The sequence below is a fragment of the Nonomuraea sp. NPDC049649 genome (assembly GCF_040675175.1).
In the GTDB taxonomy this organism is placed as follows: domain Bacteria; phylum Actinomycetota; class Actinomycetes; order Streptosporangiales; family Streptosporangiaceae; genus Nonomuraea.
In genome coordinates this window covers 19,826-35,827 of sequence record NZ_JBFAOH010000037.1, presented here as the reverse complement: position 1 = coordinate 35,827, position 16,002 = coordinate 19,826, and the positions used below count along the sequence as shown (strand labels likewise).

The 16,002-nt window shown below is 71.7% G+C and carries 17 protein-coding genes; 13 read left to right on the top strand and 4 right to left on the bottom strand.

All coding sequences use genetic code 11. From position 1 onward, the window contains the following. Positions 1–139 precede the first annotated feature (139 nt). Entirely contained in the window at positions 140–1,348 is a 1,209-nt protein-coding gene (locus AB0J42_RS30815) for a helix-turn-helix domain-containing protein (protein WP_364300591.1), read from the top strand. 8 nt (positions 1,349–1,356) lie between these two features. Here the strand turns inward: AB0J42_RS30815 and AB0J42_RS30810 are convergent, their stop codons facing one another. After that, positions 1,357–2,217, bottom strand: a complete 861-nt coding sequence (locus AB0J42_RS30810; RefSeq protein WP_364300588.1) for an SGNH/GDSL hydrolase family protein — start codon at positions 2,215–2,217, stop codon at positions 1,357–1,359. A 198-nt stretch (positions 2,218–2,415) separates the two neighbouring features. Next, positions 2,416–3,102: a DUF2306 domain-containing protein gene (locus AB0J42_RS30805; protein ID WP_364300586.1), complete on the bottom strand. Its 687-nt coding sequence runs from the start codon at positions 3,100–3,102 to the stop codon at positions 2,416–2,418. 173 nt (positions 3,103–3,275) lie between these two features. Here AB0J42_RS30805 and AB0J42_RS30800 point away from each other — a divergent pair, with 173 nt between their 5' ends. The 7 genes from AB0J42_RS30800 to whiA all read left to right on the top strand — a co-directional run bounded on the left by AB0J42_RS30800 (position 3,276) and on the right by whiA (position 9,683). After that, a complete protein-coding gene (locus AB0J42_RS30800) occupies positions 3,276–3,689 on the top strand; it encodes a Rieske (2Fe-2S) protein (RefSeq protein WP_364300584.1) in 414 nt (137 codons plus the stop codon). Between the two features lie 116 nt (positions 3,690–3,805). Continuing rightward, complete coding sequence (locus AB0J42_RS30795; RefSeq protein WP_364300582.1) at positions 3,806–4,279, top strand: Rieske (2Fe-2S) protein; 474 nt, start codon at positions 3,806–3,808, stop codon at positions 4,277–4,279. A gap of 46 nt (positions 4,280–4,325) precedes the next feature. Then, on the top strand, positions 4,326–4,778 hold the full coding sequence (locus AB0J42_RS30790) for a Rieske (2Fe-2S) protein (RefSeq protein WP_364300580.1): 453 nt from the start codon (positions 4,326–4,328) through the stop codon (positions 4,776–4,778). 90 nt (positions 4,779–4,868) lie between these two features. Continuing rightward, the gene (uvrC, locus tag AB0J42_RS30785) at positions 4,869–6,773 is read left to right on the top strand and encodes an excinuclease ABC subunit UvrC (RefSeq protein ID WP_364300578.1); all 1,905 of its coding nucleotides are present in this window, start codon (positions 4,869–4,871) and stop codon (positions 6,771–6,773) included. Then, on the top strand, positions 6,770–7,639 hold the full coding sequence (gene rapZ, locus AB0J42_RS30780; protein WP_364300576.1) for an RNase adapter RapZ: 870 nt from the start codon (positions 6,770–6,772) through the stop codon (positions 7,637–7,639). The genes uvrC and rapZ overlap by 4 nt, the downstream gene beginning before the upstream one ends. A 74-nt stretch (positions 7,640–7,713) precedes the next feature. Continuing rightward, positions 7,714–8,631 carry a uridine diphosphate-N-acetylglucosamine-binding protein YvcK gene (yvcK, locus tag AB0J42_RS30775; RefSeq protein ID WP_364300647.1) on the top strand — a complete coding sequence of 306 codons (918 nt, stop codon included), beginning with the start codon at positions 7,714–7,716 and terminating at the stop codon, positions 8,629–8,631. A gap of 71 nt (positions 8,632–8,702) precedes the next feature. Beyond that, positions 8,703–9,683: a DNA-binding protein WhiA gene (gene whiA / locus AB0J42_RS30770; RefSeq protein ID WP_364300574.1), complete on the top strand. Its 981-nt coding sequence runs from the start codon at positions 8,703–8,705 to the stop codon at positions 9,681–9,683. 4 nt (positions 9,684–9,687) lie between these two features. On the opposite strand, the gene AB0J42_RS30765 is transcribed toward whiA, so the two are convergent. Beyond that, the gene (locus AB0J42_RS30765; protein ID WP_364300572.1) at positions 9,688–10,314 is read right to left on the bottom strand and encodes a hypothetical protein; all 627 of its coding nucleotides are present in this window, start codon (positions 10,312–10,314) and stop codon (positions 9,688–9,690) included. Between the two features lie 230 nt (positions 10,315–10,544). Here AB0J42_RS30765 and gap point away from each other — a divergent pair, with 230 nt between their 5' ends. From gap to AB0J42_RS30740, 5 genes are all read left to right on the top strand, one after another. After that, positions 10,545–11,549, top strand: coding sequence for a type I glyceraldehyde-3-phosphate dehydrogenase (gap, locus tag AB0J42_RS30760; protein WP_364300570.1), 1,005 nt, complete (start codon positions 10,545–10,547; stop codon positions 11,547–11,549). A 31-nt stretch (positions 11,550–11,580) separates the two neighbouring features. Next, entirely contained in the window at positions 11,581–12,768 is a 1,188-nt protein-coding gene (locus tag AB0J42_RS30755; protein WP_364300568.1) for a phosphoglycerate kinase, read from the top strand. 1 nt (position 12,769) lies between these two features. Then, positions 12,770–13,546: a triose-phosphate isomerase gene (tpiA, locus tag AB0J42_RS30750; RefSeq protein WP_364300566.1), complete on the top strand. Its 777-nt coding sequence runs from the start codon at positions 12,770–12,772 to the stop codon at positions 13,544–13,546. 98 nt (positions 13,547–13,644) lie between these two features. Continuing rightward, positions 13,645–13,875: a preprotein translocase subunit SecG gene (secG, locus tag AB0J42_RS30745; RefSeq protein WP_148031268.1), complete on the top strand. Its 231-nt coding sequence runs from the start codon at positions 13,645–13,647 to the stop codon at positions 13,873–13,875. Positions 13,876–13,945: 70 nt separating this feature from the next. Continuing rightward, on the top strand, positions 13,946–14,290 hold the full coding sequence (locus AB0J42_RS30740; RefSeq protein WP_364300564.1) for an RNA polymerase-binding protein RbpA: 345 nt from the start codon (positions 13,946–13,948) through the stop codon (positions 14,288–14,290). Positions 14,291–14,344: 54 nt separating this feature from the next. On the opposite strand, the gene AB0J42_RS30735 is transcribed toward AB0J42_RS30740, so the two are convergent. Beyond that, positions 14,345–15,952, bottom strand: coding sequence for an amidohydrolase (locus tag AB0J42_RS30735; RefSeq protein ID WP_364300562.1), 1,608 nt, complete (start codon positions 15,950–15,952; stop codon positions 14,345–14,347). Positions 15,953–16,002 lie beyond the last annotated feature (50 nt).

The window sequence follows — 16,002 nt, the reverse complement described above, 5'->3', positions numbered from 1 at the left end:
GACTGCCCGTCCGGTGTGTCAGGGGGTCAGGGGTTCCCTGTCCGACGTGTCAGGGGGTTCCCGACCGTCCGCAGGGTGTCGCTGTACGAGGGGAGAAGGGGCCCTTGTCTTCCGACGGGTGGTTTGACAGGGTCTGACCGTGTCGGAAGAAGCGCCGCGGCCGCTCATGCTCGGCGGCGTGTCCGTACACGATCTGCTGGGGCGGCCCCTCGTACGGCTGGCACGGCGGCTGGTCGGCGCGTTCGCCGAGGAGATCCCGCTCTACCGGCGGCTGCCCGAGGAGGAGCTCGACGGCGACATCACCCGCATCACCGAGCACAACCTGCGGGTGATCAGCCGGGTGTTCCGCGAGCGGCGGCCGCCCACCCGGGCCGAGCTCGCCCCGGTGCGCGCCTCGGCCGCGCGCCGGGCCCGGGAGGGGGTGCCGCTCGACGCGCTGCTGGCCGCGTACCAGCTCGGGGTGGCGAAGGTGTGGGAGAGCCTGTTCGCCCACGCCGGGCCAGGCGACCTCGACGACGTGCTGGCCGCCAACCGGCTCATCCTCCGCTACAGCGGCGCCGTCACCTCCGCGGTCTGCGCCGCGTACGTGGAGGAGCGCGAGGCGATGCGCAGCCACGAGCAGGACGCCATGCACGCGACCGTCTCCGCCCTGCTCGCCGGGGACCGCAAGGCGCTGGCGGGGGTGCGGCTCGCGTCCCGTTACCTGGTGGTCGCGACGGCGCTCGGCGACGAGAGCGCCGGCGGCGCGGGGCAGATGGACGGGCGGCGCAGGCTGCGCCGGTTCCGCGACGCCTGGCAGCGGCACGCCACCGGGCAGGTCCTGTCGGCGCTGGACGGCACCGGCGGGCTGGTGCTGGTGCCGCTGGACGCCGACGAGCCCGGGTGGTGCCGGGCCGGGGAACTGGTGGCGGCGGCGAGCCGGGCGGCGGGCGTCCCGGTGTGGGGCGCCGCCGAGCCCGCCGAGCCGGACCGCGTGCCCGCCGCAGCCAAGCTGGCCGAGGAGGTGCTGGAGGTGGTGCGGTCGCTGGGCCGGCCGCCCGGCGCGTACCGGCTCGCCGACGTGCTGCTGGAATACCAGCTGAGCAGGCCCAGCGAGGCGCTGACTGGCCTGGCCGGGCTGCTCGACCCGCTGCTCGGCAACCCCGACCTGCTGCGCACGCTCAAGGCCTACCTGGACACCGGGCTCGACCGGCGGCGCACCGCCGAGCTGCTGCACGTCCATCCGAACACCGTGGACTACCGGCTGCGCCGGGCCGTCGCCCTGACCGGGCTGGACCCCGTGGACCCGGACCAGCTCCAGCGCATCGGAGCGGCCCTGGCGGCCCGGCGCACCCTGAACGGCGGGTGAGCTTCGGGTCATCGCGCGGCGGTCACGGCCGAGGTCACGATCGCGGCGAAGTTGCGCATGCCGAGCGCGTTCGGGTGGAAGGGGGCCGCCGGGGAGGCGGGGATGTACGGCTCGATCCAGCGGGTGCCCGACGAGGCGCAGGGGTCGTGGCCCGCGCTGGGCGTCTCCAGGTCGATGAAGCCGATCCCGGCGGCGGACGCCTGCTCGGCCAGCATCTGGTTGAAGTACCGCAGGGTCGCCCGGATGTAGTTCGCGTCCTGCCTGATGATCGGGACGCGCGGGTAGCAGCCGTCGGGCCGCGCGTACGTCGCGTACCCGACCAGGAAGATCCTCGCCTGCGGCGACCTGGCTCGGATGTCGTCGGCCAGCTGGACCAGCGTGGGCCGCAGGGCGTCGGTCTTGACCCGCCACTCGTCCTGGCCGTCCGGGGTGGCGTAGTCGTCGTGGCAGGCGTCGCCGATCGGGGGCGGCAGCAGGTTCAGGCAGTCCTCGATGAAGCCGGTCAGGCCGACGTCGTTGGCGCCGATGTGCACCGTGACCAGGGTGGTGTCCGGGCGCAGGGCGTCGAGCTGCGGGGGCACCGAGCCTAATTCGGTGTTCTGCCGCTGGTACATGTCGCGGGTCTTCGCGCCGGAGCAGGTGACGTCGCGGAACGAGGCGGCGCCGAGGGCCTGGGCGGTCAGGCGGGGGTAGTTGCGGTCGGAACGCAGGCAGCCCAGGTCGGGCAGCACCTGGTGGGGGATGAGCGGACCGGCGGCGGCCGAGTCGCCGAGCGCGACGTACGACTCCGCGGCCCGGGCCTGGGCGGGCGGGGACAGCACCAGGACCAGCAGGAGCGCGGCCAGGGCGGCGGACAGGCGTCGGATCATGCGGGGGCACCTCTCGGGGGAGTCGGGGGGGTGGAGTGGTGCGGACGGAATCCGGTCGGGCGTCCAGCTCACGATGATCCGCGGACGGCCCCCTGTGAACTGGACGGGACCGCAAAGTCGGCGCCCGGGAGCTGTGACCCGTCACAAAACCCATGCCGGACCCGTGAAGAGCGTTGACGGGACCGCGCCGGAGGCTGATCATCCACCCCGCGTGCGGTCCAGCCACCACTGGGCGGCCAGCAGCGGCAGCGTCCAGCCGAGCCACGCCGCCAGCGAGCCCACCGTCCGGGTCAGCAGCGCCTCGTCGCCGTGGAACGTCGTCTCCAGCTCCGGCATGAGCGCCACCGCCATGATCACGCCGTAGACGCGGTTGGTGATGATGGACATGGTCAGCGCGAAGCTGCGGATCATCCACCGGCGGTGCTCGGCGAACCGGCGCCGCCTGGCCATCCGCCAGCCCGCGACCGTGCAGCCGAGCCAGATCAGCGACAGCAGCACGCTGCTGACCCGGGCGACCGGGCCGAACGGGGTGGCCAGCGCCACCACCAGCCCCGTGAGCCCGGCCGGCACGCAACCCGCGAACACGTACACCCGCCCGATCGCCCGGTGCGCCCGCGGATGCCGGGCCCGGAACCGCGGCCAGATCTGCAGGCAGCAGGTGAGCATCGCGACCGAGCCGAAGACCACGTGCAGGGAGAGGAGCGGATAGTACGCCGGGAACGCGTCCGGGACGGGCACCCGCGACCGGGCCGGGTCCAGCGACAGGTACGACGGCAGGGAGAAGGCCACGAACGCCACCGCCACCACGGCGAGCGGTGCCACCCAGGGCCGCCGCCACCAGCGCGGCCGGGCCGGGGCGGACGGGGAATCGGTCGTCATCGTCATGCAGGTGAGCGTCACGGCCCTCGCTGACCGCCCGCGCACCGTCCGCTGACTTACCGGGCAGCGCCGGATTCCGGGCCGGCAGTTCGATGACGCGGGGTTGAGGAGGAGGGCGGCAGGGGGTGGCCCTATTGTGAAAAGCCGGTAATGGGCGGGCCGGAAAGGCCGAGGAGGGCATGACGGTGAACGGGGGCTCCGGGATCGGGCGGCGGCAGGCGCTGGGGGTGGCCGGGGTGGCCGCCTGCGGGGTGGCCCTGGCGGCGTGCGGCGAGAGCGGGCCGCGGCAGGCGCCGGGTATCAAGGGCAAGGAGATCGCCAAGACCGCCGACGTCCCGGTCGGCGGGGGCACGGTGGTGAAGAAGTACCGGATCGTGGTGGCGCAGCCGTCCGAGGGCGTCTTCAAGGCGTACGGCGCGGCCTGCCCGCACCGCGGCTGCGCGGTCAGCGTCCCCAAGGACAACGTGATGACCTGCCCCTGCCACGGCAGCGAGTTCGACGCCCGCACCGGCACGGCGACGAGGGGCCCGGCCACCGGCAAGCTCGTCTCCTACGAGGTCAAGGTCGAGGGCGACGGCATCGTGGTGGTCTGAAGCGGTCGTCTGAACAGGTAATTGTGCGTGGTTCCCAGGACAGGTGCGCTCCAGGCTGAACCCGGCGGCAGGTGCCGGACGTACCTGGAGTGAAAGCCGAACCTGGGAGGACGCACATGACCGAAACGACGCGCCGTGCGGTGATGCTGGGAGCGGGCGGGGCCGGTCTGGCCGCGGTGCTCAGCGCCTGCGCCAGCTACGGCACGCCGCTGGCTGATCCGGCCCCGGACCCCGCGGACCCCGAGGATCTGGCGGAGGACCCGTACGCCGAGGAAGAGCAGGCCGCGCCCGAAAAGAAGAAGAAGCAGCCGAAGGCGCTCGCCGACACCAGCGAGATCGGCGAGGGGAAGATCTTCAAGGGCCAGGACGTGGTCGTCACCCAGCCGTCGGAGGGCGACTTCCGCGCCTTCAGCGCCACCTGCACCCACCAGGGCTGCGCGGTCGCCAGCGTCTCCAACGGGGTGATCAACTGCCCGTGTCACGGCAGCCAGTTCAGTATCGAGGACGGCTCGGTCGTACAGGGTCCCGCCAGCGAACCGCTGGCGGAGAAAAAGATCAGTGTGACCGAGGGCAAGATCAGACTCGCCTAAGACGCCTTTCATCCTTTTCTCACCTGGGTGCGGTTGGCTGTGCCGCATGGGAGAAGACCTGAAGAGCCGCAGGACGGTGTTCGCGGGCGTCGGCGCGGGTGGGCTGACGCTGGCGCTGGCCGCCTGCGGCGGTAGTGATACCACGACCGCGTCGCCGGAGTCGGGCGCCCCGGCCGAGTCCGGCGCAGACGCGTCGAGCGCGCCCGAGGCGGCCGGGGGACTGACCACGACCGCCGAGATCCCGGTCGGCGGCGGCAAGATCTTCACGGAGCAGAAGGTCGTCGTCGTGCAGCCGGCGGAGGGCCGGTTCAAGGCGTTCGGCATCAACTGCACCCACCAGGGCTGCCCGGTGGACAAGGTGGAGAACGGCGCCATCGTGTGCCCCTGCCACGGCAGCATGTTCAAGATCGAGGACGGTTCGGTGAGTCAGGGCCCGGCCACCGAGCCGCTGGCCGAGCAGCAGATCACGGTGGAGGGCGACCAGATCTCGCTCGCCTGAGCTGAGCCCGCTCGCCCGCCCCGCACGGCGGGCGAGCCTGTCGGTCCCGGCCACTAGGCTGGAATCGTGGCGCGTTCAGGTGGCAGTCCGTTGAGTTTCCGTCCCCCGTCCGGCTCCATCCCCGACTCCCCAGGGGTCTACCGGTTCCGGGACGCTCACGGCCGGGTGATCTACGTCGGCAAGGCGAAGAGCCTGCGTCAGCGGCTCAACTCCTACTTCGCCGACTTCTCCGCCCTGCATCCGCGCACCCAGACCATGCTCACGACCGCGGCCGACGTCGACTGGACGGTGGTCGGCACCGAGGTGGAGGCGCTGCAGCTCGAATACTCCTGGATCAAGGAGTTCGACCCGCGCTTCAACGTCAAGTACCGCGACGACAAGTCCTATCCGTACCTCGCGGTGACCATGTCCGAGGACTTCCCCCGGGTGCAGGTCATGCGCGGCGCCAGGCGCAGGGGCAACCGCTACTTCGGCCCCTACTCGCACGCCTGGGCCATCCGCGAGACCGTCGACCTGCTGCTGCGCGTCTTCCCGGTGCGCACGTGCAGCGCCGGCGTGTTCAAGCGGGCCGGCCAGATCGGCCGCCCGTGCCTGCTGGGCTACATCGACAAGTGCTCGGCGCCGTGCGTCGGCCGCGTCACCCCCGAGGAGCACCGCGCCCTCGCGGAGGACTTCTGCGACTTCATGGCGGGCAACACCAGCCGCTTCATCAAGCGGCTGGAGCGCGAGATGCGCGAGGCTGCCGCCGAGCAGGAGTACGAGCGCGCCGCCCGGCTCCGCGACGACATCCAGGCGCTGCAGCGCGCGCTGGAGAAGCAGGCGGTCGTGCTCGGCGAGAGCACCGACGCCGACGTCATCGCGCTCGCCGAGGACCCGCTGGAGGCCGCCGTCCAGGTCTTCTACGTGCGCGGCGGGCGGGTGCGCGGTCAGCGCGGCTGGGTGGTCGACAAGGTAGAGGAGGCCGGTCCCGGCGAGCTGGTCGAGCAGTTCCTGCTGCAGATGTACGGTGACGCGAGCCCCGAGTCGATGCCCCGCGAGGTGCTCGTGCCCGCCCTGCCGCCCGACGCCGAGGCCGTCACCGAGCTGCTGACCGAGCAGCGCGGGGCCAGGGTCGAGGTGCGGGTGCCGCGCCGCGGCGACAAGAAGGCGCTGATGGAGACCGTCGAGCGCAACGCCAAGGAGTCGCTCGCCCAGCACAAGATCCGCCGCGCCAGCGACCTGACCACGCGCAGCAAGGCGCTGCAGGAGATCGCCGACGCGCTCGACCTCGACCAGGCGCCGCTGCGCATCGAGTGCTACGACGTCTCCCACCTCCAGGGCGAGAACGTCGTCGCCTCCATGGTGGTGTTCGAGGACGGCCTGGCCCGCAAGAGCGAATACCGCCGGTTCGCGATCAGGACCAAGGACGGCGACGTCGCCGCCATATACGAGGTCATCCTGCGCCGGTTCCGCCGCTACCTGGAGGAGCGCTCCGCCACCGGCGAGATCACCGCCGAGGCCGACGGCGGTCACAGCCCGATCGACCCCGAGACGGGCAAGCCGCGCAAGTTCGCCTACCCGCCCAACCTGGTCGTGGTCGACGGCGCCGGCCCGCAGGCCGCCGCCGCCCAGCGCGCACTCGACGAGCTGGGCATCGACGACGTCGCCGTGGCCGGCCTGGCCAAGCGGCTGGAGGAGGTGTGGCTGCCCGGCGAGGACCACCCGGTCATCATGCCTCGCTCAAGCGAGGGTCTCTACCTGCTGCAACGCGTGAGAGATGAGGCGCACCGGTTCGCCATCACCTACCATCGGGCCAAGAGGTCCAAGTCCGTCAAGGAGAGCGCGCTCGACGGCGTGCCCGGCCTCGGACCGGCGCGCCGCCAGGCGTTGCTCAAGCACTTCGGTTCCGTCAAGAAACTGCGCGAGGCCACCGCGGAGCAGATCCGCGAGGTCCCGGGCATCGGGCCCGCCACGGCCGAGGTGATCGTGTCGACCCTGAAGGGGGAGAGGCAGTGAAGACCACCGAGCCGGCGTTCGTCATCGTCACCGGCATGTCGGGGGCCGGGCGGAGCACCGCGGCCAAGGCCCTGGAGGACCTGGGCTGGTTCGTGATCGACAACCTGCCGCCCGGGCTGCTCTTCGCCATGGCGGAGGAGGCCGGCAAGGTCAAGCTCGCCGCCGACAAGGTCGCGGCCGTCGTCGACGTGCGCAGCCTGGCCTTCACCACCGACCTCAACGCCGCCATCGAGGAGCTGGAGGCGCGCGGCGTGCGGGTGCGCGTGGTCTTCCTGGAGGCCAGCGACGAGGAGCTGGTGCGCCGCTTCGAGGCCGTCCGCCGCCCGCACCCGCTGCAGGGCGACGGCCGGCTGGTCGACGGCATCGCCCGCGAGCGCGGCATCCTGCGCGAGGTGCGGGCCAACGCCGACCTGGTCATCGACACGACCGCGCACAACGTCCACGAGCTGCGCAACCGCATCGTCACCTACTTCGGCGGCGAGAACCGTCCCGGGCTGCGGCTCAACGTGGTGTCGTTCGGGTTCAAGTACGGCCTGCCGGTCGACGCCGACCTGGTCGTCGACTGCCGCTTCCTGCCCAACCCGCACTGGGTGCCCGACCTGCGGCCGATGAACGGCACCGACCCGGCCGTGAGCGACTATGTGCTCGGCCAGCCGGGCGCCAAGGAGTTCCTCGACGCGTACGAGGAGGTTCTGCAGGTGGTCGCCAGCGGCTACGGCCGCGAGGGCAAGAGCTACGCCACGCTCGCGGTCGGCTGCACGGGCGGCAAGCACCGCAGCGTCGCGATGGCCGAGCAGCTCGCCGCCCGCCTGCGCGACCGCGACATGGAGGTCCAGGTCAGTCACCGGGATGTGGGGCGGGAGTGACCGGTGCGAACGGGCGCGCGTTAAGCGAACCGCCGTTCTGGGCGGGGTCGCAGCCGCCCTGCGGCGGGCCCCGCGTGGTGGCCCTGGGCGGCGGCCACGGGCTGTACGCGTCCCTGTCGGCGCTCCGGGTGGTGACCGACGCGCTGACGGCGGTCGTCACCGTGGCCGACGACGGCGGTTCCAGCGGCCGGCTCCGGCGCGAGCTGGGCGTGCTCCCGCCTGGTGATCTGCGCATGGCGCTGGCCGCGCTCTGCGGCGACGACGAGTGGGGCAGCACCTGGAGCGAGGTGGTCCAGCACCGCTTCCGCAGCGAGGGCGAGCTCCACGGGCACGCGGTCGGCAACCTGCTCATCGTGGCCCTGTGGGAGCTGCTCGGCGACCCGGTGGCGGGCCTCGACTGGGTGGGGCGGCTGCTCGGCGCGCACGGCAGGGTGCTGCCGATGGCCTCGGTGCCGCTCGACATCGTGGCCGAGGTGGAGCTCGACGGCGTGATCTCGACCGTACGCGGGCAGGTGGCGTGCGCGCTCACGCCCGGCCGGGTGCAGGCGATCTCGCTGGTGCCCGAGGACCCGCCCGCGCGGCCGGAGGCCGTGCAGGCGGTGCTGGAGGCCGACTGGGTGGTGTTCGGGCCCGGCTCGTGGTTCACCAGCGTGCTGCCGCACCTGAAGGTGCCCGAGCTGGCCAGGGCGCTGCACGAGACCGAGGCGAAGAGGCTGGTCACGCTCAACCTGGCGCCCCAGCCGGGCGAGACCGACGACTTCTCGCCGCAGCAGCACCTGGAGGTGCTCCGGCAGCACGCCCCCGGCCTGTCGCTGGACGTGGTGCTCGCCGACACCGGCGTGGTCGACGACCTCGACGCGCTGGAGAAGTCGGCGGCGGCGTTCGGCGCCCGGCTGGTGATGGCCGACGTGGCGGCCCGCGACGGCTCGCCGCGGCATGACCCACGACGTCTTGCCTCCGTCCTGGACGAGATTTTCCTCCAGAAGCGTTGATCCTGGTCGGCGCGGCGCGAAGGTGCGAGAGGATGCTGTGAGCCGGTCTGATTGGGGGAGGACTAACGCTTATGGCGATGACGGGTGTGGTGAAGGACGAGCTCAGCCGACTGCCGGTGCTCAAGCCCTGCTGCCGCAAGGCCGAGGTGTCGACGCTGCTGCGCTTCGCCAGCGGCCTGCACCTCGTGGGCGGGCGCATCGTGATCGAGGCGGAGCTCGACACCAACGCCACCGCGCGGCGGCTGATCAAGGACATAGGCGAGGTGTTCGGCCACAAGGCCGAGGTGCTCGTGCTCGCCCCCGCGGGGCTGCGCAAGGGGTCCCGCTACGTCGTGCGCGTCTACCGCGACGGTGAGGCGCTGGCCCGGCAGACGGGCCTCATCGACAACCACGGGCGGCCGGTCCGCGGCCTGCCGCGGCAGGTGGTGGCGGGCGCCTCGTGCGACGCCGAGGCGGCCTGGCGGGGCGCGTTCCTCGCCCACGGGTCGCTCACCGAGCCGGGGCGGTCGATGTCGCTGGAGGTGACCTGCCCGGGCCCGGAGGCCGCGCTGGCGCTGGTCGGCTCGGCCCGGCGGCTCAAGATCCACGCCAAGGCGCGGGAGGTGCGCGGCGTCGACCGGGTCGTGGTCCGCGACGGCGACGCCATCAGCGCCCTGCTGACCAGGCTGGGCGCCCACGACAGCGTGCTCGCCTGGGAGGACCGGCGGATGCGCCGGGAGGTCAGGGCGACCGCCAACCGGCTGGCCAACTTCGACGACGCCAACCTGCGCCGCTCGGCCCGCGCCGCGGTGGCCGCGGGCGCGCGGGTGCAGCGGGCGCTGGAGATCCTCGGCGACGACGCTCCGGAGCACCTGGTGGTCGCCGGCCGGCTCCGGGTGGAGCACAAGCAGGCGTCCCTGGAGGAGCTGGGCCAGCTCGCCGACCCGCCGCTCACCAAGGACGCGATCGCCGGGCGGATCCGCAGGCTGCTGGCCATGGCCGACAAGCGGGCGGCCGACCTCGGCATCCCCAGTACCGAGGCCAACCTCACGGCCGACATGCTGACGCCCTGAGCGTCTAGGCCTGATAGCGGTCCGGCGGCAGGAAGAAGCTGCCGGTCGAGGCCGGGTCCTGCTTGGGCGGCTGGAGCGGCTCGAACGGGGCCCGGTACTCGGGCTCCGGCTCCGGCGCGGCGGCCGTCTCCTCCGCGTCCTGCTCCGGCTTCCCGGCCGCGGCGTGCCTGCCCGTCCGGCGCAGGCGCAGGGCCCGGGTGAGTACGAGGACGAACGCGGGCAGGGCGGCGGCCGCCATGGGGGTGGGCAGCTGCCACGGCGCCGTCTCGAACACGGTCCAGAAGTTCCGGGCGGCATCCGGGAGGGCGCCGAGGATACCCTGAAGAGTCGGCGGCGGGATCGGAGCGTCCGGGCCGAACCGCTGCTCGCCGACGGTCGAGAACACGTACGCGCCCATGATGATCAGGGCGCCGGGCACGGACGCCGCCGCGTACAGGGCCGTGACGAGCGACAGCAGGACGCTGCGGGGGCGGACGAGACGGACGGCCCAGCCGATGAGTACGCCCACGACGAACGCGAGCGTGCCGAGGAACGGGATCCCCTCCCCGAAGGTGCGCAGGATCTCGGGCAGCCGGTCCAGGTAGAGGAGGGCCGCGCCGAGGCCGGCGGTGCCTATCAGTGTCGCGAACAAGCCGATGACCAGGCCTGATAGCAGGCCGGATCGTTGTTTTGACATCTCAGCCCCCAGAGAATGTCCCAATTTACTCCGACGAGTCGGGCACTTTACTCGAAGCGCCCAAAGCTCGCGTCAGGATTCGTCATTCACAGCGAGGGGGACCGCGTGGTCTAGACCTATTCAGGTCCGATAGGGTTTCGGAGTTGAGGTATCAGCCCGCCATCATGTACGAGGAGATCGGTTCCGTGAGCATCCGCGTAGGCGTCAACGGCTTCGGCCGCATCGGTCGCAACTTCTGGCGCGCGGTCGCCGCCAGCGGCAAGGACATCGAGATCGTCGCCGTCAACGACCTCACCGACAACGGGACGCTCGCCCACCTGCTGAAGTACGACAGCATTCTGGGCCGCCTGCCCTACGAGGTGAAGGCCTCCAGCGACGAGATCACCGTCGACGGCAAGTCCATCAAGGTGTTCGACGAGCGCGACCCGGCCAAGCTGCCCTGGGGCGACCTCGGGGTCGACGTGGTCGTCGAGTCCACCGGCCTGTTCACCGACGCGGTCAAGGCCAAGGTCCACGCCGACAACGGCGCCAAGAAGGTCATCATCTCCGCGCCGGCCAAGAACGAGGACGTGACGGTCGTCATGGGCGTCAACCACGACGCCTACGACCCGGCCAAGCACACCGTCATCTCCAACGCCTCCTGCACCACCAACTGCCTGGCCCCGATGGCGAAGGTCCTGCACGACGCCTTCACCATCGAGAAGGGCCTGATGACCACCATCCACGCCTACACGCAGGACCAGAACCTGCAGGACGGCCCGCACAAGGACCTGCGCCGCGCCCGCGCCGCCGCGGTCAACGTGGTGCCCACCTCCACCGGCGCCGCCAAGGCCATCGGCCTGGTGCTGCCCGAGCTGAAGGGCAAGCTCGACGGCTTCGCCATGCGCGTGCCGATCCCCACCGGCTCGGCCACCGACCTGACCGTCGACGTCGGCCGCGAGGTCACCGTCGAGGAGGTCAACGCCGCGGTCGAGGCCGCCGCCGACGGCCCGCTCAAGGGCATCCTCACCTACACCGAGGACCCGATCGTCTCCGCCGACATCGTCACCGACCCGGCCTCCTGCATCTTCGACGCCGGCCTCACCAAGGTCATCGGCAACCAGGTCAAGGTCGTCGGCTGGTACGACAACGAGTGGGGCTACTCCAACCGCCTCGTCGACCTCATCGAGCTGGTGGGCGCGGACCTGTAGGTCGTCGGAGAGAGCAACGAAGGGGACCGAGTTGCGCAAACTCGACGATCTCGACGTCAAGGGCCGGCGCGTCCTCGTGCGCGCCGACCTCAACGTGCCGCTCGACGGTGAGACGATCACCGACGACGGCCGCATCCGCGCGTCGCTGCCCACCATCCGGGCCCTCGCGGGCAACGGGGCGAAGGTCATCGTCTGCGCCCACCTGGGCAGGCCCAAGGGGCAGGTCAAGCCGGAGTTCTCGCTGCGGCCGGTGGCCGCCCGGCTGAGTGAGCTGCTCGGCCAGGACGTCGCCTTCGCCGCCGACACGGCCGGCGAGAGCGCCCGCGCCACGGTGGAGGGCCTCCAGGACGGCCAGGTGGCCCTGCTGGAGAACCTCCGCTTCGAGCCCGGCGAGACGGCCAAGGACGACGCCGAGCGCCGCGCCTTCGCCGAGCGGCTCGCCGGGCTGGCCGAGCTCTACGTGGGCGACGGCTTCGGCGCCATGCACCGCAAGCACGCCAGCGTCTACGACGTGCCCGCGCTGCTGCCGCACGCCGCGGGCGGGCTGGTCACGGCCGAGGTCGAGGTGCTGCGGAAGCTGACCGAGGACACCGAGCGGCCCTACGTGGTCGTCCTCGGCGGCGCCAAGGTCAGCGACAAGCTCGGCGTCATCGCCAACCTGCTCACCCGGGTCGACCGGCTGCTGATCGGCGGCGGCATGGCGTACACCTTCCTCAAGGCGCAGGGCCACGAGGTCGGCGGGTCGCTCCTCCAGGAGGACCAGCTCGACCAGGTGCGCGGCTTCCTGGCCGACGCCGCCGAGCGCGGCGTCGACCTGGTGCTGCCGGTCGACGTGCTGGCCGCCACCGCCTTCGCCGAGGACGCCCCGCACGACGTGGTGCCCGCCGACGCGATCCCCGCCGACCGGCAGGGGCTCGACATCGGGCCGCGTACGCGCGAGCTGTTCGCGGCCAAGCTGGCCGACGCCCGCACCGTGTTCTGGAACGGCCCGATGGGCGTGTTCGAGTTCGACGCCTTCGCCGGCGGCACCCGCGCGGTGGCCGAGGCGCTGATCGCCTCCGACGCCTTCACCGTGGTGGGCGGCGGCGACTCGGCGGCCGCGGTCCGCACGCTCGGCCTGCCGGAAGACGGCTTCTCGCACATCTCCACCGGTGGCGGAGCCAGCCTGGAATACCTGGAGGGCAAGACCCTTCCCGGACTCGCCGCTCTGGAGGACTGACGTGAGAAAGCCGCTCATCGCCGGCAACTGGAAGATGAACCTCAACCACCTCGAGGCGATCGCGCTGGTCCAGAAGATGGCCTTCGCGCTCAACGACAAGGACTTCGACCGCGTCGAGGTGGCGGTCCTGCCGCCGTTCACCGACCTGCGCAGCGTGCAGACGCTCGTCGACGGCGACAAGCTGCGTATCACCTACGGCGCCCAGGACCTGTCCCCGCACGACGCGGGCGCCTACACCGGCGAGATCTCCGGCGCCATGCTCGCCAAGCTCGGCTGCACGTTCGTGGCCGTCGGCCACTCCGAGCGCCGCCAGTACCACCGCGAGGACGACGACCTCGTCAACGCCAAGGTGCAGGCCGCGCTGCGCCACTCGCTGACGCCCATCCTCTGCGTCGGCGAGGGGCTCGAGGTGCGCCAGGCGGGGGCCCACCGCGCCCACTGCCTGGGCCAGCTGGAGGGGGCGCTGCGCAAGGTCACGGCCGAGCAGGTCAAGTCGATCGTGGTCGCCTACGAGCCGGTCTGGGCGATCGGCACCGGCGAGGTGGCCACGCCCGACGACGCCCAGGAGGTCTGCGGCGCGCTGCGGGAGCGACTCGCGGAGCTGTACGACCCCGAAGTGGCGGCCGCGGTACGTATCCTTTACGGTGGCTCGGTCAAGTCGGCGAACATCGCGGGGATCATGGCTCAGCCGGATGTCGACGGGGCCCTTGTCGGGGGCGCCAGCCTCGACGCCGGGGAGTTTGTGAAGATCTGCCGATTCTCCGACGTGACCGGCTAACTGAGCCGTTCGGTGGGTGCGACTTGACATGAAGTCGTACCCTCTAGAGGCAAGTTCGAATCGTCACGCGTACTAACCATTGAAGGACTAGGCATACCGTGGAACTCGGAATCTCCATCGCCCTCATCCTGACGAGCCTGCTGATGATCCTGCTCGTCCTGCTCCACAAGGGCAAGGGTGGCGGCCTGTCTGACATGTTCGGCGGCGGCTTCTCGTCGAACTTCGGTGGTTCCTCGGTGGTGGAGCGCAACCTCGACCGGCTCACCGTCATCACGGGAGTGGTCTGGTTCGTCTGCATCATCGCGCTGGGCCTGCTCGTCAAGCCCTGAGGCCGGACGGCACGCGTGACAGTGATTCTCCCCCCGTGGCTCACGGGGCGATCGAGCGAGGAGTTCATCCGTGGGTAGTGGCAACGCGATCCGTGGCAGCCGAGTCGGTGCCGGTCCTATGGGGGAGGCCGAGCGCGGCGAGGCAGCTCCGAGAGTGCGGGTCTCGTTCTGGTGCGCCAACATGCACGAAACGCGCCCCAGCTTCGCCAGCGACGCGGCGATCCCCGAGCTGTGGGACTGTCCGCGCTGTGGTCTCCCGGCAGGTCAGGATGAGAATGCGCCGCCCGCCCCGCCGAAGAACGAGCCCTACAAGACCCACCTCGCGTATGTGAAGGAGCGCAGGAGCGACAAGGACGGCAAAGCCATCCTCCAGGAAGCCCTGGAGCGGCTGCGCAGCAACAAGTCCTCCTGGTAGGGCCACGACACCGACTGAAGGGCCCCGGCACCCCGCCGGGGCCCTTCATCGTGGTCAGGGCGTCTCGTGCACGGCCTCGCCGTCGACGAAGGTCATACGGACCCGGGTGGTCCAGATCTCCTTCTCCGGCAGCGTGAACGGGTCGCGGTCGAGCACCACCAGGTCGGCCGGGCGGCCCGGCTCGATCACCCCGGCGGGGGAGCGGTTGATCCACGCCGAGCCCGCCGTGTACGCGGTCATCACGGTGGCCAGGTCGATGCGCTGCTCGGGCAGGAACGGCGTCTGCGCCGTCGGGTAGCCGGCGTGCACCGAGCTGCCCGGCTCGGTGCGGTTGACGGCCACGTGCATGCCCTGCAGCGGGTCGGCGTTCGACACCGGCCAGTCGCTGCCGGCGCAGAACCGGGTGCCGTGCCGCAGCAGGTCCGCGAACGGGTACTGCCAGGACGAGCGCGGCTCGCCGAGGAACGGCAGCGTCAGCTCGTCCATCTGCAGGTGGTGGGTGGCCCAGAGCGGCTGCAGGTTGGCCGTCACGCCCAGCTCGGCGAAGCGCGGCAGGTCCGACGGCTCGATGATCTGCAGGTGCGCGATGTGGTGCCGGTTGGCCGGGTCGGTGCCGGCGAAGCCGTCGAGCGCCTCGCGCACCGCCCGCTCGCCGATCGCGTGGACGTGCACCTGGAAGCCGTGTCTGTCCAGTTCGGCGACGTACTCCTTGAGCTTGGCCGGGTCCACGTACGACAGGCCGGTGCCGCCGCACCCGCAGTAGGGCTCCAGGGTGGCGGCGGTGAAGTTCTCCGTGATGCCGTCCTGCATGATCTTGACGGAGGTGGCGGCGAACCGGTCCATCCCCTCGGCCGAGGCCCGCCGGGCGAGCAGGGACTCCAGCTGCTCCAGGCCGCGGGTGCGGTCCCACCACAGCGCGCCCACCACGCGCGCCTTCAGCCGCCCCGAGTGGGCCGCCGACAGGTAGGTGGGCAGCTGGTCGTCGGATCCGGCGTACGAGCCCACGATCGCGTCCTGCCAGCCGGTGATGCCCAGCGAGAACAGGTGGGCCTGGGCGTCCATCAGGGCGGCGTCCAGGTCGGCGGCGGTCGGGCGCGGGGCGCGCAGGCCGACCAGGTCCATCGCGCCCTCGTGCAGCACCCCGGTGGGGGTGCCGTCCGGGTCGCGCTCGATCCGGCCGTCCGCCGGGTCCGGGGTGTCCTTCGTGACGCCGGCCAGCTCCAGGGCGCGGGTGTTGACCCAGGCGGCGTGGTGGTCACGCTGGATCAGGTAGGCGGGCCGGTCGAGGAAGTCGAGCTGCTCGCGCCGGGGCAGCCCGCCGGGGAAGGCGGACATGTCCCAGCCGCCGCCGTCGATCCAGGTCCTTTCCGGGTGCGCGTCCGCGTAGGCGCGGACCGCGTCGAGGTACTCCTCCAGCCCGTACACGGCCGACAGGTCGCACCTGGCCCGCTCCAGGCCCGCCTGGACCGGGTGCATGTGCGCGTCGGTGAACCCGGGCGTCAGCAGGCCGCCGTCCAGGTCCACGGTCTCGTGCCGGGGCGCCTGGGCGGCCAGCTCCCGCTCCGGGCCGACGGCGGCGATCACGCCGTCGCGCACCAGGACGGCCTCGGCGAAACCGCCGTGCGCGGTGAACACACGTCCGCCGCGGAAGAGGATGTTCATGCAGCTGTGCTCTTTTCGTAAGTGAGCGGTGAAACACGACGTTAGCGGCA